The 21,620-nt window shown below is 39.3% G+C and carries 21 protein-coding genes; 2 read left to right on the top strand and 19 right to left on the bottom strand.

Annotation, left to right across the window (positions count from 1 at the left end):
- Positions 1-38: 38 nt before the first annotated feature.
- Positions 39-3,758, top strand: coding sequence for an S-layer homology domain-containing protein (locus RCP16_RS05110; RefSeq protein ID WP_308641795.1), 3,720 nt, complete (start codon positions 39-41; stop codon positions 3,756-3,758).
- 414 nt (positions 3,759-4,172) lie between these two features.
- On the opposite strand, the gene panD is transcribed toward RCP16_RS05110, so the two are convergent.
- The 10 genes from panD to RCP16_RS05060 form a co-directional block, all read right to left on the bottom strand.
- The gene (gene panD / locus RCP16_RS05105) at positions 4,173-4,556 is read right to left on the bottom strand and encodes an aspartate 1-decarboxylase (protein WP_308641794.1); all 384 of its coding nucleotides are present in this window, start codon (positions 4,554-4,556) and stop codon (positions 4,173-4,175) included.
- Complete coding sequence (gene panC / locus RCP16_RS05100) at positions 4,549-5,454, bottom strand: pantoate--beta-alanine ligase (RefSeq protein WP_273594321.1); 906 nt, start codon at positions 5,452-5,454, stop codon at positions 4,549-4,551. Before panC ends, panD begins: the two co-directional genes overlap by 8 nt.
- Positions 5,451-6,323 carry a 3-methyl-2-oxobutanoate hydroxymethyltransferase gene (panB, locus tag RCP16_RS05095; RefSeq protein ID WP_308641793.1) on the bottom strand — a complete coding sequence of 291 codons (873 nt, stop codon included), beginning with the start codon at positions 6,321-6,323 and terminating at the stop codon, positions 5,451-5,453. Before panB ends, panC begins: the two co-directional genes overlap by 4 nt.
- Before the next feature lie 611 nt (positions 6,324-6,934).
- Positions 6,935-7,906, bottom strand: coding sequence for a biotin--[acetyl-CoA-carboxylase] ligase (locus RCP16_RS05090; protein WP_308641792.1), 972 nt, complete (start codon positions 7,904-7,906; stop codon positions 6,935-6,937).
- Positions 7,903-9,225, bottom strand: coding sequence for a CCA tRNA nucleotidyltransferase (locus RCP16_RS05085; protein ID WP_308641791.1), 1,323 nt, complete (start codon positions 9,223-9,225; stop codon positions 7,903-7,905). Before RCP16_RS05085 ends, RCP16_RS05090 begins: the two co-directional genes overlap by 4 nt.
- A gap of 12 nt (positions 9,226-9,237) precedes the next feature.
- Positions 9,238-10,398 carry an N-acetyl-alpha-D-glucosaminyl L-malate synthase BshA gene (bshA, locus tag RCP16_RS05080; RefSeq protein WP_069327940.1) on the bottom strand — a complete coding sequence of 387 codons (1,161 nt, stop codon included), beginning with the start codon at positions 10,396-10,398 and terminating at the stop codon, positions 9,238-9,240.
- 125 nt (positions 10,399-10,523) lie between these two features.
- Positions 10,524-11,225, bottom strand: coding sequence for a bacillithiol biosynthesis deacetylase BshB1 (gene bshB1 / locus RCP16_RS05075; protein ID WP_273594325.1), 702 nt, complete (start codon positions 11,223-11,225; stop codon positions 10,524-10,526).
- The gene (locus RCP16_RS05070; RefSeq protein ID WP_069327938.1) at positions 11,225-11,644 is read right to left on the bottom strand and encodes a methylglyoxal synthase; all 420 of its coding nucleotides are present in this window, start codon (positions 11,642-11,644) and stop codon (positions 11,225-11,227) included. Before RCP16_RS05070 ends, bshB1 begins: the two co-directional genes overlap by 1 nt.
- 23 nt (positions 11,645-11,667) lie before the next feature.
- Entirely contained in the window at positions 11,668-12,471 is an 804-nt protein-coding gene (gene dapB, locus RCP16_RS05065; RefSeq protein WP_069327937.1) for a 4-hydroxy-tetrahydrodipicolinate reductase, read from the bottom strand.
- 36 nt (positions 12,472-12,507) lie between these two features.
- Complete coding sequence (locus tag RCP16_RS05060) at positions 12,508-12,855, bottom strand: nucleotide pyrophosphohydrolase (RefSeq protein WP_069327936.1); 348 nt, start codon at positions 12,853-12,855, stop codon at positions 12,508-12,510.
- A gap of 210 nt (positions 12,856-13,065) precedes the next feature.
- Between RCP16_RS05060 and RCP16_RS05055 the strand changes: the two genes are divergently transcribed.
- Positions 13,066-13,938: a YitT family protein gene (locus RCP16_RS05055; RefSeq protein WP_069327935.1), complete on the top strand. Its 873-nt coding sequence runs from the start codon at positions 13,066-13,068 to the stop codon at positions 13,936-13,938.
- A gap of 208 nt (positions 13,939-14,146) precedes the next feature.
- Here RCP16_RS05055 and RCP16_RS05050 read toward each other — a convergent pair whose 3' ends face one another.
- From RCP16_RS05050 to hisC, 9 genes are all read right to left on the bottom strand, one after another.
- Positions 14,147-14,785: a DUF1405 domain-containing protein gene (locus tag RCP16_RS05050; RefSeq protein ID WP_308641790.1), complete on the bottom strand. Its 639-nt coding sequence runs from the start codon at positions 14,783-14,785 to the stop codon at positions 14,147-14,149.
- 298 nt (positions 14,786-15,083) lie between these two features.
- Positions 15,084-15,323, bottom strand: a complete 240-nt coding sequence (locus RCP16_RS05045; protein ID WP_069327933.1) for an IDEAL domain-containing protein — start codon at positions 15,321-15,323, stop codon at positions 15,084-15,086.
- A gap of 24 nt (positions 15,324-15,347) precedes the next feature.
- Positions 15,348-15,854, bottom strand: a complete 507-nt coding sequence (locus RCP16_RS05040) for a gamma carbonic anhydrase family protein (RefSeq protein WP_069327932.1) — start codon at positions 15,852-15,854, stop codon at positions 15,348-15,350.
- 97 nt (positions 15,855-15,951) lie between these two features.
- Positions 15,952-16,533, bottom strand: a complete 582-nt coding sequence (locus RCP16_RS05035; RefSeq protein ID WP_308641789.1) for a histidine phosphatase family protein — start codon at positions 16,531-16,533, stop codon at positions 15,952-15,954.
- A gap of 162 nt (positions 16,534-16,695) precedes the next feature.
- A complete protein-coding gene (locus tag RCP16_RS05030) occupies positions 16,696-17,322 on the bottom strand; it encodes an anti-sigma factor family protein (protein ID WP_069327930.1) in 627 nt (208 codons plus the stop codon).
- Entirely contained in the window at positions 17,319-17,918 is a 600-nt protein-coding gene (locus RCP16_RS05025) for an RNA polymerase sigma factor (protein ID WP_069327929.1), read from the bottom strand. The genes RCP16_RS05030 and RCP16_RS05025 overlap by 4 nt, the downstream gene beginning before the upstream one ends.
- A gap of 536 nt (positions 17,919-18,454) precedes the next feature.
- Positions 18,455-18,904 (bottom strand): ASCH domain-containing protein, encoded by a 450-nt coding sequence (locus tag RCP16_RS05020; RefSeq protein ID WP_308641788.1) that lies wholly within the window; start codon positions 18,902-18,904, stop codon positions 18,455-18,457.
- A gap of 394 nt (positions 18,905-19,298) precedes the next feature.
- Complete coding sequence (locus RCP16_RS05015; protein ID WP_069327927.1) at positions 19,299-20,396, bottom strand: prephenate dehydrogenase; 1,098 nt, start codon at positions 20,394-20,396, stop codon at positions 19,299-19,301.
- Positions 20,397-20,510: 114 nt separating this feature from the next.
- Positions 20,511-21,608, bottom strand: a complete 1,098-nt coding sequence (hisC, locus tag RCP16_RS05010; RefSeq protein ID WP_069327926.1) for a histidinol-phosphate transaminase — start codon at positions 21,606-21,608, stop codon at positions 20,511-20,513.
- Positions 21,609-21,620: the final 12 nt, after the last annotated feature.

Genomic DNA, 21,620 nt, shown 5'->3' with positions numbered 1-21,620 from the left:
ATTTCAATATAATTATAAATGGAGGGAATTAAAGTAAAATGAGAAAGTTTATGATGATGTTTTTGGTGTTGGTGGTGACATTAATGGGGTCAGCGCCTGCCACGCTTTTTGCAAGTGAGGAAGGAACAAGTAATTTGATAGCAAGTAAAGAAAGTCAGGATTTAAGTTTCTTAAATTTATTTCTTTATGGAGACTATAATATGACATTAAAACAGGGAGAAGCTTTTATTGAAGAAGGCTGGAGTGTAGCAGACAGTGTATATAGTGAAAATGAGTTAAAAATAAATATTACATATACATTAAATTCTGTTCCAGTAAATCAAATTGATACTAATATACCTGGAATATACGTAATCACATATATTGCAGAAAATCCAGCTGGAAAACGTTCTTATCCTCAACAACGTACTATTGATGTTGTTGCTACTGAAAAACAGAAAGATCTTGATCAGCTAAATATCCGTGGTGCGTTAGGTATGGCATATCATAATGGTTCTGTCTATATTGCACAAGGCAGTTCAGGAATATCAAAAGTCGAATTAAGCTCTGGAACAGTTACTTCTATCGTGTACGGTGGATACTATGCCGATAATGTTGTTACTGTTGCTTTCAATCAAGCTGGCGACCTATTTTATACCTTAGAAAACAAATCACTCATCAACAAGATAGATGCTCAATATTTACAGGATGCTGCGTTAACTCCAGAACAATTTAAGAAATATAGTTCACTTTATTTAGATCTTAGTGACAAAGCATCTGATGGTAACGATCCTATAAAAAATATTTCTAATATTGCATTCAATTCTCAAGATCAGCTTTACATTGCTGTTCCGCTTGATTTTTTTGACACTACTCTTTATAGATGGAATTCAAATGATCAATTGTTGGAAAGAGTCACACAAGAAGACCTTGAAGATTTACAAGTGATGACATTCGACGAAAATGATAATCTATTCTTTAAAGCTACTTTATATAAACCAGATTTTTCAGACCGTGGATTTTTCAAAATTTCTGCCAATGAATTAAAAAACTTACCAGTAGCTGATACATCTTTCAAATCATATCTCGAAATTAATACAATGAATATTAATTCAGACGGCATCGTTTTTTTACCTGATGGTCGAGGTTATTATAGTGAAAATGGTAAAATAAAAGCAATTTTCCCTCGCTCCGCACCTTTAATTGCCTTAAAAGGAAATTATAATCCTGTTCTTTTTGCTGGAGATACTTATATTGAAGAAGGAGTAACAGTACAAGATGCTACCTATTCTAAACTGGATGTAAAAGTCACTTATACTTTGGATAGTAAAGCTATATCTTCTATAAATACGTCTATTCCAGGCGAGTACACGGTTCATTACAACGTGACCAATCCTGCAAATATCTCAGCGCTAGAAGTAACAAGAAGAGTAACTGTTAAACCTCTTCCTTTAAGTATAGAAGGATTAGATATTCGCAAGATAGCAACTATGACTGCTTGGAAAGATCACTTATATATTGCAGATTTTCAAAAAGGATTTTATGAGGTTATTAAAACCAGTACTGGTTACAAAAGATCGTTGCTTGCTGCCACCCCTCTGGCAAATGCTGTAGCTGTAGATCAACAAGGTAATTTATTTTTCTCGATGATTGCTTATCACTATATCTTTAAATTAGATGCTAAATATTTAAATCGTTCAACCCCATTAACCCAAGAAGAGCTTTTGACATTAAGCCAACCTTATTATCATTTTAAAGATACAGGACCGGTTTATATAGATGGGTTAGCTTTTGATCATCAAAATCAGCTTTATATGTCAGTAACTAAAAATAAGATGAGCCAAATTTTGAAAATGGATGGTTCTACTGCTACCACTCCGACATTAGTAATTGATTACCCTAATCGCACAAATGATATTGATATAAGTCCTGCTGGAAATTTATATATTAATGCAGATAATAGAAATGTATTTCAAGCAAAATCTTCATTATTAAAAAAATTACCTCTTGATATTAATGATTTAGTAGATATGGGAAGAAATGATAATAATAACAGCATCGTTTTCTTACCTGATGGTACTGCTTATGGAAGTAGTATTCAGCGCAGTGTAACTGGAGAACAAGTTATTCAAAAATTAGACTTTACAGATCCTAAGCAAACTGTAGATGTTACTGGTATTACACTAAGTACTTCTACACTTACAATCAATAAGAAAGATCAACCTGTAACTCTTCAAGCAACCGTTGCTCCTGTTAACGCAACTCAAGCAGATATCACTTGGATGAGTAGCAATGAGAAAGTAGCACTGGTGAAAAATGGAATGGTTACACCTATCGCTAAAGGAACTGCAATCATTACAGCAACTACTGTAGATGGCAATTTTAAAGCAACTGCAACAGTGAACGTCAAAGAATCCGATGATAAAAATACCAATTCATCGAATACAAATGGTAATTCTAATGTAGCAACCAATACTAGTAAATCAACTGTACTATCTGCTAATAATATAAGTAGCACAACACAAATATCTTTAGCAAATGGACAGCCGCAATCCAGTATTTTATTTTCTACAGACAGATTACAAACAGAAATTAATAAATTACAAGCAAACAATCAAAAAACAGCAACTATTACTATTCCAAACACTGCTAATTCATTGAAAATGACGATGCCGCAAACAGCTTTAAACAGTCTAAATCAAGCTAATATGAACTTGGATTTTAATACAGAACATGTTCAATTGGCTATTCCAACAGCATCATTACAATCGTTGAAAAACGATTTGCAATTTCAAGTCATTCCTTTAACCTCTTCTACCGATCAAAATGCTGTGAAGTTACGTGCACAACAACAATCACTTGTTAAAAATGTATCCAAAGATGGAAATATCACAGTCGTTGGTACACCGATGAATATTGAAACGAATTTGCAGAATCAGTCAGTAGATCTGGTTATGCCTGTAGATACTAATACTATTCCTCAAAATGCAATTGCTAAAACAGAATGGTTACAAGAACTTCGCATTTTTGTAGAACATAGCAATGGAGAGCATGAGTTAATTCAACCGATTGTAGTTAATGAAGCTAACGGTCAGACGGGTTTGAAATTTACAGTGACTGCGTTTAGCATATTTACCATATTGGATATTCCATCTTCCAAAGTGGAAACAACGACACCAATCCAAGCTAATCCATCAACTGTTAGCCAAAATGTGTACCAAGCTTATATTCAAGGATATAGTGATCAAACATTCCGTCCGAACCAACAAGTGACTCGCGCTGAAATGGCTTCTATGCTATCTCGATTAAGTACACATTCCACATCTGAGCAATCTATAACTTCTTACTCAGATGTTCCGAGTTCGCTGTGGGCTCACCAAGCGATTCAAGATGTACAAACCAATGGCTTGATGAGTGGACTACCTGATGGTACATTTAAGCCCAATCAAGCGATTACACGCGCTGAGATGGCAACGATCATCAGCCGCTGGCAAAAACTAAGTGGCACAGGAACATCAAATGCTACAGATATTCAAAACAACTGGGCTATTGCTGATATTAAACGAGTGAATCAAGCTGGATTTATGCAAGGTCTAACGCCAACAGCATTTAAACCTAATCAACCACTCACTCGTGCTGAAGCCGTAACCACTCTTAACCGTGTACTCAAATTAGATAAAACTCAAAACTCAACAACCCAATGGACTGACGTTCCATCCACCCACTGGGCAAAAGCAGCTATTATAGCCGCTTCATCTAACTACACCATCACTGATTAACATATATCCTCTATCCATAAAAAAAGAAGAAGCATCCTAAAAAGGATACTTCTTCTTTTTGCATTATCGACCAACCTCATTTCTATCATTTCAAAACAAAAAAGAACCTAGTCCCTTACCCACCAGATCCTCCCACTAACACAATCCTTCAATCTATAAAATGTTCTCCTACCAAGAATGCCCTTGGCAAGCCAACCTGAATAAACTATTTGTGAACAGCGTATTAGCTACCCGCTCTAGCGAAGGTAATGGAAATTGTTCTGAAAGAGCGAAGCGATCGCCTTTTGACTATAATCCCTATCGCTATGCGGTATATAACAGGGATTATAGTCAATCAGCGACGACAAGAACAATTCCATTCCCGAAGCGAGGTAACTAAAAACGCCCCCACCAAGCCTTATTCAACCCTCATTCTTACATAATCGTTGCGTGAACTTCTTTGTGAGCTTCCATAACTGCTTTGTTCGTTTCATCAACGAATACTAGCGTCGGACGGTGAGTGGCTAATTCCTCAGCACTCATCATCGCATACGAAATAATAATCACAGTGTCACCCGGCTGTACTAGACGTGCTGCTGCACCATTTAAACAGACAACTCCGCTCCCACGTTCACCTACGATCACATACGTTTCCAAGCGAGCACCATTGTTATTGTTAACAATTTGTACTTTTTCATTTTCAAGCAAATCTGCCGCATCCATTAAATCTTCATCTATCGTAATACTACCTACATAATTCAAGTTTGCTTCCGTTACTGTAGCACGGTGAATTTTGGATTTCATCATTGTTCTATACATGTAGCGCAACACCTTTCGCTTCCAGAATAACATTATCGATCAGACGGGTACGTCCGAATTTGACAGCCAATGCAATAATCACTTCATGATCCAACTCAGCTAAAACAGTATGCTCTGCCAACGATTCTAACCGTGGAAAACTTAAAATATCTGCATAATCAACCTCAGCAATGGTTGATTGAGCAATCGATGTACGCAGGAATTCACGTACTTGTCCTGCTGTCATATCCTCTTGATCACGAATCTGTTGCTGTACATTATTTAAGGAACGTGAAAGCACTAATGCTTGTTCGCGTTCTTCACGAGATAGGTACACATTACGAGAACTTAGTGCCAGTCCATCTTGTTCACGAACAATCGGACAAGGGACAATGTCCACATCCATATTCAAATCAGTCACCATTTGACGAAGCACAGCAACTTGTTGTGCATCTTTTGTACCGAAGAACGCATAATCAGGCTTTACAATATTGAAAAGCTTGGTGACTACAGTCGATACCCCATCAAAATGACCTGGACGCGAAGCACCACACAGGGTATCTGTGAGATCAGCAACAGTGACATGGGTTTTGATTGGTGTAGGATACATATCTTCAACATCTGGCATAAAGACCAGATCGACTCCATTTTTTTCAGCTAATGCAAGATCACGCTTCTCATCACGAGGATAACGTTCGAAATCTTCATTCGGTCCAAATTGAATCGGATTAACGAAAATACTGATCGCTACAATATCGCTCATTTCTGTTGCTTTTTGCATTAGACTAGCATGTCCATCATGCAAAAATCCCATTGTTGGAACAAGTCCAACTGTTGCTTCATGATCTATCGTCGAACGTTGTTTGCGTAATTGTTTGACTTCGGTTCTCATTTCGGTGATGCTACGTACTACTTTCACGATTGAGTCTCCACCTTCCGTTTGGCTCCATACAATGATCCTAATGCTTCTTGATCTCCACTAAACACATGCTGTTCTGTTGGGAATGCGCCGCTTCTCACTTCATTGACATACTCTTGCAAAGCCGTACGAATGGTATCGCCTATATCCGCATACGTTTTAACAAATCGTTTTTCACGGTAAGACGATGTGTATTTCACTGCATCGTGGAACACTAGCACTTGACCATCACAACCACGACCTGCTCCAATACCAATTGTTGGAATCGATAACTTTTGGCTAATGGTTGTCGCTGCTTCTTCGGTAACAAGCTCTAACACAATTCCAAATGCGCCTGCCGCTTCTAATGCCAGAGCATCGTCCAATAAACGTTGTGCATCTTTCTCGTCTTTCCCTTGAATCCGGTATCCGCCAATCTGATGTACCGATTGTGGAGTTAGACCGATATGCGCAATAACCGGCACACCTGCTTGTACAATCGCTTTGACGGTATCTGCAATCTCTGCACCACCTTCAAGTTTGATTGCATGAGCATGACCTTCTTGCATTAATCGACGAACACTTTTTAATGTCTCGTCAATACTTCCGTGATACGTCATAAAAGGCAAATCAGCTACGATAAACGTAGATCCTGCGCCGCGAGCAACTGCACGCGAATGGTATACAATATCATCTATAGTTACAGGAATCGTCGAATCATATCCAAGCACGACATTACCTAACGAATCTCCAATCAATAACATATCTACTCCTGCTTCTTCGGCAAGCTGAGCGGTTGGATAATCGTAGGCGGTAATCATCGTAATCGGATGACCTTCCTGTTTCATTTTTTTCATTTTCAAAATATTAAGCGGCATTTTGGCTGCCATGGTGACATCAAGCTCCTTTTAAGTTGGGTATAGTCTTTCGGACAAAATAAAAAACCTTTTAGTCTAGTCGTTCACTAAAAAGGTCCTGAGTCCAAAAAAGAGTCACTTTGCGATCATCTCTCCTGTCTCGGTCCTATAAAACGGCTCAGAGCAGAATTGAATGTAAGCCAACACCTCGCTTCACATGTGTATCCTGGATGGGATACCTATTCAGTTAGTACTCTAATCTGCGACTCAAAAATTGTAGGTTTATTTCTGCTGAATAACAGTGATCTTTTCAACAGACAGATAACCTCGGTAATTGAGTGAACATTAGAGTGGCTTGCATAATGCGCTTATATTGCCAAGCGCTGATAGAAAGATATTTTGCTTCGCAAAAATCATTTTCTCATTGAACTGGGGCGCGCTTATATTGCCAAGCGCTGGTAGAAAGATATTTTGCTTCGCAAAAATCATTTTCCATTGAACTTGGTCGCGCTTATATTGCCAAGCGCTGGTAACATCAAGTTAACATCAAAAAGTACGGTTCGGTCTTGCCGATACCGTCTTCCGATATAGTATAACAGAACAAATACTCAAATTCACTAGTTTGGCTCACAATTATTTTTAAATTAAAATTCGATATCTCCTGAATAAATAGGAACCACCTGATCATCAGCAAGACGTAGTAACAGTTCACCGTTCATCCCTAGACCTTGAGCAATCCCTTGTAAAGAACCTTGTGCATTGTGGACTTGAATCGATTTGCCGATTGAAATCGCCATACTTTCCCATAAAGCTGCAATGGGTGTGAATCCTTCTTCTGCATACAATTGATACAATGTTTCTAGTTCAGAGATCACTTCAGCAACAACAACTGTACGATCTACAATCTGACCGGATTCGATTCGTAGAGAAGTGGCAATCGACTGTAAATGTTCTGGCAGATCTTCTGCTGTTAAGTTAGCATCTATACCGATACCTGCAATCGCATAACGTACACGTCCATCTTCCGCTGCCGATTCGATCAGAATACCGCATACTTTGCGTCCATCTATTAATAGATCATTCGGCCATTTAATGCCGATATCTAATTGTGTGATGTTACGTAACGCTCTACATACCGCTACAGCAGCCAGTAATGTTAATTGAGACATATACTGTAATGGTTGTGTCGGACGCATCACCAGACTCATCCAGATGCCTCTACCGGATGGGGAAAAGAAAGGTCTTCCTTGTCTGCCACGACCTGCGGTCTGTTCTTCAGCAATTACTAATGTCCCTTCAGCGGTCTGTTGTTCTGCAAGAGTTCGTGCTTCATCCTGTGTAGAAAGTACAGATTCGAATAAATGTAGAGGCTGACCCCACGAACCTTTTTCACTTAATGCTAATTGTAGAGCTGTGACATCGAATCGATCCGGACGACGTGTGATCCGATATCCTTTGCGAGAAGTCGAGTCAAATTCATACCCTTTTTCTTTCAAACGATTAATTCCTTTCCAGATGGCTGTTCGACTCACCGACATGCGGCGACTGATTTCTTCACCTGAAATATATTGTCCTGGATGTTCATTCAGCAATTGAAGCAGATGTTCATCATTCATCGTAATCCCTTCCTTACTAAGGCCTGATCTGCATAATGTAATATAGCCTCTTTGTTATTTTCCAATTGCCCTGTAGCAACAACAAGTAGAATCTCATTAAATAATTCGCCCAACCATTTTCCAGCGGGAATCTTTACATATTCCAACACTTCTTGTCCTTTAATCGGTAGATCAGCTAGACTGTAAATCGTTAACTGCTCTAACCAACTATCTGCTTGCTGTCCGATGGTAGATAATCGTTGTTGATATGTGGATGGTAAAACAGCATACAGTGTACGCCAGTGTTGCGCAATCTCTTTCCCATAATCCAATACACAACTGACAAATCTCACATAAGACTGATCGATGCTGGATGTTGACTCTATAACCACTTCATTCTCTACCAGTGATACAGATTCTTGTTCTACTATTCCATCATATAAGCGCTGATTCATTCGTATGATTTTAGATGCTTGATCTGTGATTGTATTTGGAAATGTCCATGATTTGAAATATTGCTTGATCTGTTGTTCATCTATACCTAACGCTAATGCAATCAATGTCCAACGCAAAACCAATGGCGATGAGGGTAATGATTCTAATGAGCGTAGTAAATCAAGATTCAACTTTTCGCAAGGTACATCGACTTTCATATAAGGAATCAATCCACTGCTTAACAGCAATTCAATTCCATGATACGGATATGGACCTGCTATCATTTTTTCCATTTCGACACGAATACGTTCAGTAGCAATATGTTTGATTAAAGCTTGATGATTGAAAAGCGCTTGCCATGTCTGCTGTTCAATCTCAAAATCAAACACCGAAGCAAATCGAATCCCTCGTACCATCCGTAATGCATCTTCTTCAAACCGTTCATCCGCTATACCTACACAGCGAATAATTCCATTGCGTAAATCTTCGATGCCATGAAAAGGATCGACGTACTCTCCATCTATCCCCCGTGCAATAGCATTCATTGTAAAATCACGTCGGCGTAAATCTTCACTCAGTTCACGCACAAATTGTACCTGTTCTGGACGACGATGATCGACGTATTCCGTTTCCGTACGGTATGTAGTCACTTCAAAAGGCTCATTTTCAATCAAAACGGTAATTGTACCGTGTTCTAATCCTGTCGGAATGGTACGTTCAAATAAAGCCATCACCTGCTCTGGTGTGGCATTGGTTGCAATATCCATATCATTGACCGGTCGCCCCATTAATTCATCACGTACACATCCACCTACAAAATATCCTTCATATCCCTGATCAGTCAAACGGCGGAGCAGAGATTGTCCCTGCTCCGCCGTTTGCGGATCTACCCATTTCCATTGCATGGTATAATCCCCTCAACCACATACCGGAGAAGGCTGAGACAATTCACGTCCAAGTACCCGGTAGTAAATTTGTTCATATTCAGCCATCATGCGTTCGTTGCTAAATTCACGTTGCGAACGATCCAGACAATTTTTGATCATCGTCTGCATCAACTGATGGTTGGTTAATAATTCGATGGCATGTTCTGCCATTTTGTCTGTATCACCAATCGGCGCAAGATAACCCGTTTCTCCATGAATAATCAATTCAGGAATACCGCCTGCTTGTGAACCTACAGTAGGTACACCGCATGCCATAGCTTCTAACGCTACCAAGCCAAAGCTTTCTTTTTCCGAAGGCAGTAACAAAATATCAGCTAACGAGATCACTTGCGGGATATCATCTTGCTTACCGAGAAACATCACACGATCCGTTAAGCCCAATTCTTGAATCTGAAATTGAATTTTAGGCAGATCAGGCCCTTCACCTACAAGTAACAATCGGGAAGGTATCTTCTCATTGACTTTGGCAAAAATCTCTACCACATCGCTAACACGTTTGACCGGGCGAAAATTCGATACATGCATCAGTACACGATCATCACCAAAAGCATAATCTTTATGCAATTCAGTCGTATCTCGTGGATAATACATTCGTTTGTCTACAAAATTGTACGTCAAATCAATATTGCGTGTAATATCTAACAATTCGTGCGTCTCACGAATCAAGTCTTTCGATACAGCTGTTACAGCATCACTTTCGTTGATCGCCAATCGAATCAAATCTTTCAAAGATTCATCTTGTGCGAGTACTGTGATATCTGTTCCATGCAAAGTCGTAACGACTTTCAGATGATCGCCAACCATTTGCTTCGCTAGAAAAGCACATACCGCATGAGGCACAGCGTAATGCACATGCAGAACATCCAGCTGTTGCATTTTAGCGACTTGAGCCATTTTGTTAGCCAGTGTTAGATCATACGGCGGATATTTAAACACGTAATAATCATTCACTTCAACTTCATGATAAAAAATATTTTTGTGAAATGTTCCTAATCGAAAAGGAACACTGTGCGAAATAAAATGCACTTGATGCCCTTTTTCAGCAAGTAATTTGCCTAATTCTGTTGCCACGACGCCGGAGCCGCCCAGCGACGGATAACATGTGATGCCGATTTTGAGCATCGTGTCCATAAGGGCTGTCTCCTTTCACTTACATCATTTATCATGATGTAAGCTCTACGTTTTATATCAGGTAAGTTCATTACTTTATATTATATACATACTCTTTATAATTGTGTTAGCAAAAAAAAGAGATTTTAGCGAAAAAGATCAACGACAAAAGGAGTCTTCGTTACAAATCCTTCAGCAAACTTAATCTGACTGCGTTGACCTGCTAAGCTATCCCGATAACGTACTCGTTCGACATACCCTTGTGTTAGCGGTGTCTCAACCATATCGATATCTGCACCTAATCCACCAAATTGAGAACGATAACAAAGTAAAGCTTGTTCTTTCTGCTCATATACATCCGTGACATCTATAAGCAGATCGGTAGGCGCAGGATCATTGATAAAATAATAATAGGTCTGCTGCACAGTTACTGGAGGAAGTTCTGGCATATAACGACGCAACTTCGCATTAAATACAGCTTCTTCTACCAGTTGACTACAGATCATATGATCTGGATGACGATCGATCCAATACGGAGCAAATACAATTTTGGGAGATAGCTTACGAATCTCAGCAGTAATCGCATCCAATTGCTCTGTAGAACGTGCCAAACGGCGATCAGGCAATCCTAAGTTACTACGATAAGCTAATCCCAATACTTTACCTGCGGCCTCTGCTTCTTGCTTACGCAACTCCACATTCCCATTCGAAGACATCTCTGCTTCTGTCAAATCACAAATGCCTACTTTTAGACCTGCTGCGGCATGCTTAGCGATCGTACCCGCCATGCCAATCTCTGCATCATCTGCATGCGCACCAAATACAAGAATATCAACAGACTGACTCATTACAGTGCCTCCGGCTTGTATTTATGAACAAGCTCACGCCATGCAAAATCGCCACGATCTAACGCTTTAACCAGAATCTCAGCAGTTGCAATATTGGTAGCTACAGGAATCCCTTGTACATCACAAATACGAAGCAAAGCACTGATATCCGGTTCATGCGGCTGTGCCATCAATGGATCACGTAAAAAGATAATCAAATCCATATCATTTTGCGCAACCATAGCACCGATCTGTTGATCTCCACCTAGTGGACCTGATAAATAACGATGAATTTTCAACTGGGTATGTTCCATAATACGCATTCCTGTGGTACCTGTAGAATATAATTGATGTCCATCAAAAACATTTTCATAAGCAATCACAAAGTTGACCATCTCATCTTTTTTACGGTCATGGGCAATAAAAGCGATATTAAACATCGAAATCTCCCCTACTCTTCAAATTAATCGATAAAACGCTCAAATCCATAGATCATACCGCTGTATTCCATTACTTTTTGAACCCCTAGCTTTACACCTGGCATGTAGCTAGAACGCTCATACGAATCATTGCGGATTTTGAGTGATTCTCCAGCACCGCCAAAAATCACTTCTTGTTGTGCAAATACACCTGGCAAACGAACACTGTGGATACGGAATCCGTCATATTCTCCACCACGAGCACCTTTTATATTTTCTTTCTCATTTGGATTACCTTGTTTCATCGATTCACGAACTTCTGAGATCATTTCTGCTGTTTTGACAGCTGTGCCTGAAGGCGCATCTAATTTCTGATCACCGTGATATTCAATAATCTCTAGATTCGGAAAATGTTTGGCGGCTTGTGTTGCAAAACGCATCATTAAAATAGCACCGATCGAAAAGTTCGGTGCAATTAATCCACCTAGACCAGCTGCCTGACATTTCTGATCTAATTCCTGAATTTGCTCGGTTGTATATCCTGTTGTACCCATCACTGGACGCACACCTGCTTCGATAGCTAATGAAGCATGCTCATATGCATATTCAGGTGTCGTAAAGTCTACTAATACATCTGCTGGATAGTCTGCTAATGCTTGCTTCAGATCAGCAACGACTTGGATGTGTGCTGTAGGCAGACCAACTAATTCGCCAGCGTCTTTGCCCGCATCAGAGCGACCAATTGCCGCTGCTAACTCTAATTGTTTGTCACCTAGTACTAATTTCAAGACTTCTTTACCCATACGCCCGCCAGCTCCGGCGACGATTACTTTGATCAATGTTGTCATAACAGACTCCTTTTACTTTAAAATGCTTGATTGATATTATTGTTCTTCAGTGCTACTTTCGTCTATACGTGTCCAGCGATCTTTATCGCGTGTGTTAAATTTATGCATCACTTGATTATGTGCTTGTGTAAGATCAATTCCTAATGAATTGGCAAAGCACATCGTAATAAATAAAATATCACCCAGTTCCAATTCGATAGAATTATCATCTTCATCATTTTTTTTCGGTTTTTCGCCAAAAGAATGATTGACTTCACGTGCCAACTCGCCCACTTCTTCAGACATGCGTGCTAACATGGCGAGTGGAGAAAAATAACCTTCTTTGAATTGTGAAATATACGCATCGACTTCGCGCTGCATTTCTGCTAAAGATTTCTCTGTCATTAATTATAGCCTCCATTACACATTTTCAATCTTATGTACCCGGTATTTCCAACAAATTAACGATGTTCATTGTTACTACAATGTTATCCTAAAGCGATTTTGAACACAAATCAATATTTGTGACTATACTCATTGCAATAACTTTTATGCAATTATGCACGAAAAAATGTATACTGTTAAAGGTTAGTTTATTTTACGGAGGTATTGGCGATGTCAAAGCACAAATATTGGAATCAACTTCGATTGATTATTCCGATTATATTCGGAGCCGGCTTGTATGCATTTGGTTTGCTCTATTTTATTATTCCCAACACCTTGATGGAAGGTGGAGTCACAGGAATCACCGTACTGCTGAATTATGCATTTGGTATATCGCCCTCCTTATCTACACTTATTTTGAATATTCCTTTATTTCTAATTGGTCTTAAATTATTAGGTAAACGTCAGATGATCTATACTGGCGTAGGGATTGCTTCGCTTACCTTTTTCTTATGGTTATTTGAACGAATGATCAAAATGGGTTGGATCGGTACATTTCAGACCAAAAATGATTATATTTTAGCTGCGCTTTATGCAGGTGTAACGTTAGGTACAGGACTTGGGATTGTATTCCGCTTTGGAGGTACTACCGGTGGTTCAGATATTATTGCTCGTATTCTTCATTTAAAGTTCGGTTGGAGTATGGGTCAGATTATGTTAGTTATTGATATTGCGATTATTGGATCTTCATTATTTTTTATCAGTAAAGAATTAGTATTGTACACCTTAGTGACTGTCTATATTGCCTCCAAGTTAATCGACTTTATTCAAGATGGTGCGTATTCAGGTAAAGCGTTTACTATTATTAGTGATCATGCCGGTGAGATTGCTGAAATTATTATGAAAGAATTGGATCGTGGAGTCACTTTAATTCCAGCGATTGGCGCTTATTCTAAACACGCCAAAGAAATTGCGTATTGTGTCGTATCAAGGCAAGAGATTCGACGGGTGCAGATGATTGTTCGTTCTGTGGACCCGCGTGCTTTCATGATTATTAATGAAGTAAATGATGTACATGGTGAAGGATTTCGTGAGGATAGCTGAGTTGGTACCATTCAAGTCATAGAAGTAGTCGCTTTTGCATCATCCACTCCATCAAAATCATTGTTCTTATGGTCGCTATAAAACAAAAGAACCACAATCCTTAAAAAGGTTTGTGGTTCTTTTGTTGAATATACTGTTTTAGTGAATCTTTTTAACGTGTTCTTTCATTTACAGATTTTTTCGACGTATACAGATATAACAAAGTCTATTAATCAAACAACCGTATTTTACGGGCTTGTCTTAATGCTAGAGCTCCTGCCAAAGCAGACGCGAAAGTAAGCATGACTGTAAAATTCCGAACTTGATCTAATCGGTCGACAAGAAGCGGACTGAGCCATGGATAAATATGTTGCGAGTAATCCATATAATCGTTTAGCAGTGTCCATGCCAAAGCGATCAGAAGGTATTTCCAGCCAAAAACAAAAAAGCGTACAAACAATAACGATTCGACTGCCATCGTTAAATGAGAAGCGGTTAACATCCAATCTTGCCAGTATAATGGATCACCTAACGCTACGCCCCAGAAGATCATTACCACTGCCCAGACTCCATATTTTACAGAAGTGACCACTGCGAGTGCTTCGAACAATTTCCGAATCACAATCCATGCTTTTTGCTTGGGTGGATATAAAATAAAAGCTAAAGCTACCGTAAAAAATAAGCTTGCGGTTGGACTATCAGGTACAAAAACGATCATCCATGTCGGCTTGATCTCCAATGTATATTCTAATTGCAATCCATACCATATGTATCCATACACTGTCCCCAGTGCATTACAGATAAGTAGTAACCAGAGCACTCTACGATCTGTTAACAGTGCTTTACTCCACAATAATGAAATCGACATCAACATTCCCCTTTATCTGTTACCACTCTGCTGTATTCTTGGTTAGCCATGAATCTATATCATTTTAATAGGATGTGAGATCAGGCGCAAGTACTATACCTAGAGCCAACCGTTTTATTTGCGATTCATGTACACAAAAAAGCCTGCCTGATATAGGCAGACTCCGACAGTTAGCATACACTAACTTTTTATAATCAAATTCCGTTTCTTCCTTATGTCCGACAACGGCATCCATACGAATTATTATTGTTCTGCTTGCTACGCTTACAAACAGATCAGGATCTTACACACTTTTTGATTAAAAAGATAATGATTTTCGTTCAACGATTTCTAACACCGGTTCTTCCACAACAACTGTAGAAGCAAGAGTACGTAACTCATCGGTTAGACGTTGAAAAGAATCTTCATCTCTTTCCGCAAGTGCTTGATCAATTAAAAGATGTAATTCATTCATCCGATGCTCACGTAGTACTTGATCCCATACCATTTCAGCCGCTAGTCCCAGCATAACTTCATAGGTTACTTTCATCTTGTACATAGGGCGCACCTCCATAATGCTATTTCATGGATTCCTGAACTCTGCTCCTTTGTCCACATAACTCTGTGTAGTACGTGCCATCCGTTCCAAATCTTGCTCGGTAAGCTCGCGTATTACACGTGCTGGTGAACCTAAAGAAAGAGTATAAGGTGGTATTATTGTGTTCTCAGTGACGAGTGAACCTGCACCAATCAAAGCATACTCTCCAATATCAGCACCGTTCAGAATAATAGCTCCCATTCCAATGAGAGAACCTTTACCTATTCGGCAACCGTGTACGATAGCGGAGTGTCCGACAGAGACATCATCTTCAATCCATAACGGATGTTTCTCATGTACATGTCCTACAACTAAATCTTGAATATTACAACGCTCTCCAATGATTACTGGAGCTAGATCGCCACGAAGTACAGCGTTGAACCATATACTGCTGTCTTTGCCGGCAGTTACATGACCAATTAATTTGGCACCTTCTGCAACAAAAACAGTGGGATCGATATTCGGTAGTTGATTATGATAAGGCAATAACATGTGATTAACTCCTTAATGGCATTTAACCAATTTATTTGTAAGCGCATCACTAATTATACAAAAAAATAAAATAAAAAATAACCCGTCTAAAGAAGGGTTATTGTAAATGCTGTATATTGTTATATAAAATGGTCGTCCACTCCTGCTCTGTACGCTCCAAAACCGTCAAAGAAAGATTGCCAATTCGCTCGGTGTGAGCTTCTTTTAGTAGTAATGTAAATAACTGTGATAAAAATCCACCATGACTGACAACGAGAATATTTTGCTCTGGATATTGTTCCATCGTATGATTCAAAAATTCCAATCCACGCGCTTGAATATCTTCTACTTTTTCTTGACCCAATTCTAATGTTTCCCAATCAGCGCCCCACTTTTCTTCTCGTTCTTGCCATGTTAATCCTTCCACCTGTCCAAAAGAACGCTCTTTCAATCGTTGATCCGGTTCCAACAAAGGAATATGTAAACGATCTGCTATAATTTGAGCGGTTTCTTGAGCACGAGACAATTCACTTGCTACGATAAAATCCCATTGTACGGATTCACGTTCATTCACAAGACGTTCTGCTAATAATCCCGCTTGTCGTCTGCCTTCATCATTTAAAGGAATATCACTATGTCCTTGAATCCGTCCCAAAGCATTCCAATCAGTGAGTCCATGTCTTATTAAGCCTATACGCATTAGTGATTACCCTACTTTCTATTTTTATTCCATGTCACTTTAAATACAAAACAATAATCTATACTAACACAATTTACATGTATTCCAAACAAAAAACAGTTCACAATCCCCATGTTCCGTTCATGGTTACGATTGTGAACTGTTTTGAATATCAGCAAATGATTAATGACGCGCTTTGGCAAGCCAGCGTAATGACAGTAAAGCAAGCATCATACCTACTACCGACAAAATCATCCAGTATTGAGGATGGCTTGGGTTCATAGGAATCACCAAAGGATCGATTAGACCACGTTCAGAGCCTACAAAATGTAGAGAAGAATTAGCTACTGTTGCGCTATCGCTTGTGGCAATAGCCGTAGGTACAATCCCTGATACACGCTCTTGCGCCGCATCTCGATCAAATGTGCCTGAAAAATCAAGTGTTAAATATAACGAACTACATATAAATATAGCAAACAAGCAGAGAATCCAGGCCGATAAACGACGGCGGAACAAACGCAAAATAGGCCCATGCTTACGATCGGTCTGTAATACCCATGGAGATTCAGCGTAAATACGATCCATGACGCTAAGGTTTACTTTCTCTGCCTCAGCATTCATCATCAGCTCAGCAGCTTCATCTTCTGCAACCTGAGCTTGAATTAAATCATAACTTTCCTGCCATATTTGAAATTCCGCCGCACAAGCCGGACACTCTTCTATATGACGGTCAAGTGCCTGGCGGCGCGAATCATTTTTCGGAAGATCGTGATAAATCCCGAATAACTCTTCGGCCTCTCTGCAATTCATTTTCTTTTCATCCCTTCAATAGGCTCATCATAGACCGAATCATAAAAATACGGTTCTAACCGAATTTTTACACTCGCTCTTGCCCGGAACAAAAGAGACTTGACGGAGCTTACGCTCTGAGAAAGGATTTCAGCGATTTCCTGATAATCCATCTGATCATATTCGCGGAGGATCAATGCAGATCTTTGCTTTTCAGGTAACAGATCAATTGCTTCACGTACCATTTGTACACGTTCATTACGCAATGCAGCTTGCTCAGGCACCATACTATTCGGTGCTAATGGAACAAAACCACTTTCTTCAAGCGGTACACTGCCATTTTTTTGTTTGCGCAGTTCACTAAGTACAGTATTGCGTGCAATTGTATACAACCATGTCGAGAACGAAGCATCTACTTCCCGGAAGGAATGAAGGCTTTTATAAGCCTTGTAGAACGTCTCTGAACATAAATCCTCTGCCATCATTTCGAGACTGGAGTTTTTGAGCATGTGATACACAAATGCCAAAATTTTGCGCTGATAACGACGCATCAGCTCTGAATATAACTCCACATCACCGTTTTTAATTTCCTGAATCAACAGGGAATCATCTGTCATTCTAATGCGACCCTCCTCGTTGCTGCCGCCGCATCTTTCCGTTCCATGTATACTATGTAATACCGAAACGAACGGCAAAAGTTGCGGTAGAAAACCAAGTTTCCACAACTTTACAACAACTTCTCTAGTTTGAAATGTATTTGAATGATAAAAATTACGAATGTCATTAAACTGCAATATAATAAGCGATGAATGATCGTCAGCTGTTACGATTGAGAGAGCTTTATTGATTTAAAATAAGCCTCAGAAAAATGCCCTTTTATAACCTATCTAATTATCAGACGGAGCATGTACCAAAAAGGTTGCTGATTTTAGCAAAAAAATTAAAAAAATTCGAATTTATTTTTGAAAATCGATTTGAAGATTGGAGTAGGTTCGTCTAACAGGTACTCAATGCCTTCAATTTGGCTACTTTTATGCTTCTTTATGTAGTGTCTCCTTTTGACTATATATAGTTATCGGTTAGACCTGTATATCTGATGAAGTTATTTAGCAAGGGTATATGTTCAATTCACACTTATTATACTTATATTGCTTTAGTCCCCTTCTATACTTTCTTCCCAATTCCAAAGACTTAAGTATCCTTTAGCTGGAATAGGCTTTTGTAGTATGTTCATTTGATCTAATTCCCAAGCATATCGTCCTTCGGTATAATCTCCTACACATTCTTCAAAAGCAGTAATGTTTTTAATTCTGCCTGCTGATTCAAGTACAACTTGAGCTTCCTGTGTAAAAGATTGCCAACAATCCATTAACACTCCTGTAGCAATGACTGCACCTATTGGAAGATCGTTAGGTGTAGGATATCCATGCTTTGACAGTATCGTTTTTATCGCTGGATGTGCACACGCTTTTTTGTCTACTGCTTTACCTGCATGAATCGCTATGGCTCCGCGATGCTTGGTTGCCCAACTACGGGTTTCGAATCTTTTTTCTCCTAGCGCAATCAAAGTTGCCCACGGTTGTCTAATCGTTACGGCTCTCATGAATTGACCTCCTGTTACGTTGATACACTAGAATCCACAATGATTATAATTGATATATTTTCGATGTGTCTATTCTTAGTCATTGTATATTACCATAGCTAATTTTCCCTCAAAACACAAAAAGAAACCGCTAACATAAGTTAGCGGTTTGTTCCCACCTAATAAGGGGGAGCTAGTATTGGATAGGAGTGGAGAGAAACCATACTGTACTTTCAGTATACTGTATACGCTTTCATTCTGTCAACACTCTTAGCTAATTTTTTCATATTTTTCTAAAATTATTTTATCCATCCATATTTGGAAGCCAGTTTACTATAAGAGGTAGACTGGTTTCCTTGATATTTTGCTTTAGATATTTCAATTACTTTTCTGAACAAATGCTTGCTATTATTCTTTACACAAACACACTATATTGCTGATCTTGTAGCATAATCTTCGCTTTTTCCATATCATGTTCTTGTCTAAAGGATAACCGCATTACACCCGGTACATCTTCTCGACTCTCCACAATCTGAACATTGCTAATGTTAATGCCTTGATTACCAATTTCAGTTGTGATTTTACCAATAATCCCTGGATGATCGGGTACTTCGAGATAAAGATCATAAAGCGAAGCAATCATACCTTTACGACGTTCAGGCAATTGATCACGGAAAGCGCCTGCTTTTTCAAATTGTTCTTCAATCCCACGAGAGTCTTGTTGATTCAATAATTCAATAAAGTCAGCTACACCGCTATTCCAATCTTCTAACAAAGACAATATAATCTGTCGATTATTCAGTAAAATATCTCGCCATACGATCGGATCACTGGAAGCGATACGTGTAATATCACGGAATCCACCTGCGGCTAACATACGATACAATGGATTATCTTGATTGTATTGACGAATTTGATTGACCAGTGCGACTGCAATGACATGTGGTAAATGACTAATCGCCCCCACAATTTCATCATGCATAACCGGTTCTACTTTTACAATTTGTGCTCTTGTCGTCTGTTCCAAAAGATGACCTAAACGGTCTACAACGTCCTGTGGTACATTTTCTGGAGGTGTAAGTACGTAATATGCATTTTCAAATAAAAGCGCTGAGGCAGCTCCTACCCCTGCACGTTCTGAACCTGCCATAGGATGCCCACCTATAAAATACACGGAATCCAAATTCAATTGTTCTGCATGAGCAATTACAGATGCTTTAGTACTGCCTACATCTGTTATAATACAACCCTTTTTAAGTGGCAAATGACTTAACTTGTCCAAATAAGTACCAATCAAGCTAACAGGCACACATAAAAAAATAAAGTCGGCATCTAACGCCGCCTCTTCTATCGAAAGTGTAGCATGGTCAACAACTTCCCGTTCTTGATACGTATGTATTAATTCAGGGAGGTGCGTGTAGCCCGTTACATATAGATCAGGCTTGCCTTTAAAACATAGTGCAAGCGAGCCACCAATCAGCCCTACACCGAAAATTGCAATTTTAGTTGTCATCACATATCCCACTCATTCTTTATCTGATATCAAGTATGGTTCATATCAGGACCATGCTCAGCTAGATCTTTTCTGCTTGCATTGATCCTGATACGAACGCACTTGCTTACGAAATTAAACAGTTGTTGATTGTTCTTGCATCGACTCTTCTAATGCACGAATAAAGATTTCATTTTCACGTGCTGTTCCAACCGTAACACGAATATACGTTGGATATTTCTGATGCCCTGCACGTACAATGACTCCACGACGAAGCATCGATTGGAACAATTCTAATGCTTGATGCTTCACATCGACCATAATGAAGTTTGTCTGTGTTGGGAAGTAATGAAGTCCTAGACGGTCAAATTCAGCCGTTAGATACTCGATACCTTCTTTATTCTTGTTATGACATTCTTGTACGAAATCTTGATCTGCCAAAGCTTGACGTGCAGCTGCTTGACCAATACGTGAAGTATTGAACGGCTCGCGCACTTGATTGATCAATTTAATAACATCGGCATGTCCTACACCATAACCAATTCGGAGTGCAGCCAGACCATAGATTTTGGAGAATGTACGTAAGATCACTAGATTTGTATATTTTTCAAGCAATTTAAGACTTTGTGGGTAAGCCGCATCGGTTACATACTCATAGTATGCTTCGTCCAATACCACCATTACGCTACTAGGCACTTGTTCCAAAAAGCCAATTAATTCTTCATGAGATACAATCGTACCTGTCGGATTGTTAGGATTACATACCCAGATGATTTTGGTACGACCATTCACCTGTGCCATCATCCCTTCAAGATCATGTACGCCGTCTTTTAAAGGCACTTCATGCACAAGTGCTCCTTCGATATCGGCATTACTTTTATAGACTGAAAATGTCTGATCTGCCATAATCGTCTCGTCGCCGGGCTCTAAAAAAGCACGTGTGATCAATGCAATAATCTCATCTGATCCACAACCGAAAATAATCTGATCCGACTGAACACCTAGATGCGCGCCTAATTGTGCAGTTAGTTCTACAGCTCCACCATCAGGATAGATATGTAGTTGCGTTAATTCTTGAGCAATCGCAGCCTGAACAGATGGAGCAGAACCGTATGGATTTTCATTCGAAGCTAACTTAATGACTTCACTTAGACCTAATTCACGCTTTACTTCTTCTAAAGGCTTACCTGGTTGGTATACAGGAATATTGACAATACGAGATTTTGGCTTCATGGTTTTTGACTC

It is taken from the genome of Paenibacillus nuruki, from assembly GCF_963311185.1.
Classification (GTDB): Bacteria; Bacillota; Bacilli; order Paenibacillales; family Paenibacillaceae; genus Saccharibacillus; species Saccharibacillus nuruki.
This window is presented reverse-complemented; position numbering and strand designations above follow the sequence as displayed.

Bases quoted from the DNA above. Each gene is read 5' to 3' on its own strand.
- RCP16_RS05110 (WP_308641795.1), top strand. From the start codon at position 39: ATGAGAAAGTTTATGATGATGTTTTTGGTGTTGGTGGTGACATTAATG.
- panD (WP_308641794.1), bottom strand. From the start codon at position 4,556: ATGTATAGAACAATGATGAAATCCAAAATTCACCGTGCTACAGTAACG.
- panB (WP_308641793.1), bottom strand. From the start codon at position 6,323: ATGGCAGCCAAAATGCCGCTTAATATTTTGAAAATGAAAAAAATGAAA.
- RCP16_RS05090 (WP_308641792.1), bottom strand. From the start codon at position 7,906: ATGAATGATGAACATCTGCTTCAATTGCTGAATGAACATCCAGGACAA.
- RCP16_RS05085 (WP_308641791.1), bottom strand. From the start codon at position 9,225: ATGCAATGGAAATGGGTAGATCCGCAAACGGCGGAGCAGGGACAATCT.
- bshA (WP_069327940.1), bottom strand. From the start codon at position 10,398: ATGGACACGATGCTCAAAATCGGCATCACATGTTATCCGTCGCTGGGC.
- bshB1 (WP_273594325.1), bottom strand. From the start codon at position 11,225: ATGAGTCAGTCTGTTGATATTCTTGTATTTGGTGCGCATGCAGATGAT.
- RCP16_RS05070 (WP_069327938.1), bottom strand. From the start codon at position 11,644: ATGTTTAATATCGCTTTTATTGCCCATGACCGTAAAAAAGATGAGATG.
- dapB (WP_069327937.1), bottom strand. From the start codon at position 12,471: ATGACAACATTGATCAAAGTAATCGTCGCCGGAGCTGGCGGGCGTATG.
- RCP16_RS05060 (WP_069327936.1), bottom strand. From the start codon at position 12,855: ATGACAGAGAAATCTTTAGCAGAAATGCAGCGCGAAGTCGATGCGTAT.
- RCP16_RS05055 (WP_069327935.1), top strand. From the start codon at position 13,066: ATGTCAAAGCACAAATATTGGAATCAACTTCGATTGATTATTCCGATT.
- RCP16_RS05050 (WP_308641790.1), bottom strand. From the start codon at position 14,785: ATGTCGATTTCATTATTGTGGAGTAAAGCACTGTTAACAGATCGTAGA.
- RCP16_RS05045 (WP_069327933.1), bottom strand. From the start codon at position 15,323: ATGTACAAGATGAAAGTAACCTATGAAGTTATGCTGGGACTAGCGGCT.
- RCP16_RS05040 (WP_069327932.1), bottom strand. From the start codon at position 15,854: ATGTTATTGCCTTATCATAATCAACTACCGAATATCGATCCCACTGTT.
- RCP16_RS05035 (WP_308641789.1), bottom strand. From the start codon at position 16,533: ATGCGTATAGGCTTAATAAGACATGGACTCACTGATTGGAATGCTTTG.
- RCP16_RS05030 (WP_069327930.1), bottom strand. From the start codon at position 17,322: ATGAATTGCAGAGAGGCCGAAGAGTTATTCGGGATTTATCACGATCTT.
- RCP16_RS05025 (WP_069327929.1), bottom strand. From the start codon at position 17,918: ATGACAGATGATTCCCTGTTGATTCAGGAAATTAAAAACGGTGATGTG.
- RCP16_RS05020 (WP_308641788.1), bottom strand. From the start codon at position 18,904: ATGAGAGCCGTAACGATTAGACAACCGTGGGCAACTTTGATTGCGCTA.
- RCP16_RS05015 (WP_069327927.1), bottom strand. From the start codon at position 20,396: ATGACAACTAAAATTGCAATTTTCGGTGTAGGGCTGATTGGTGGCTCG.
- hisC (WP_069327926.1), bottom strand. From the start codon at position 21,608: ATGAAGCCAAAATCTCGTATTGTCAATATTCCTGTATACCAACCAGGT.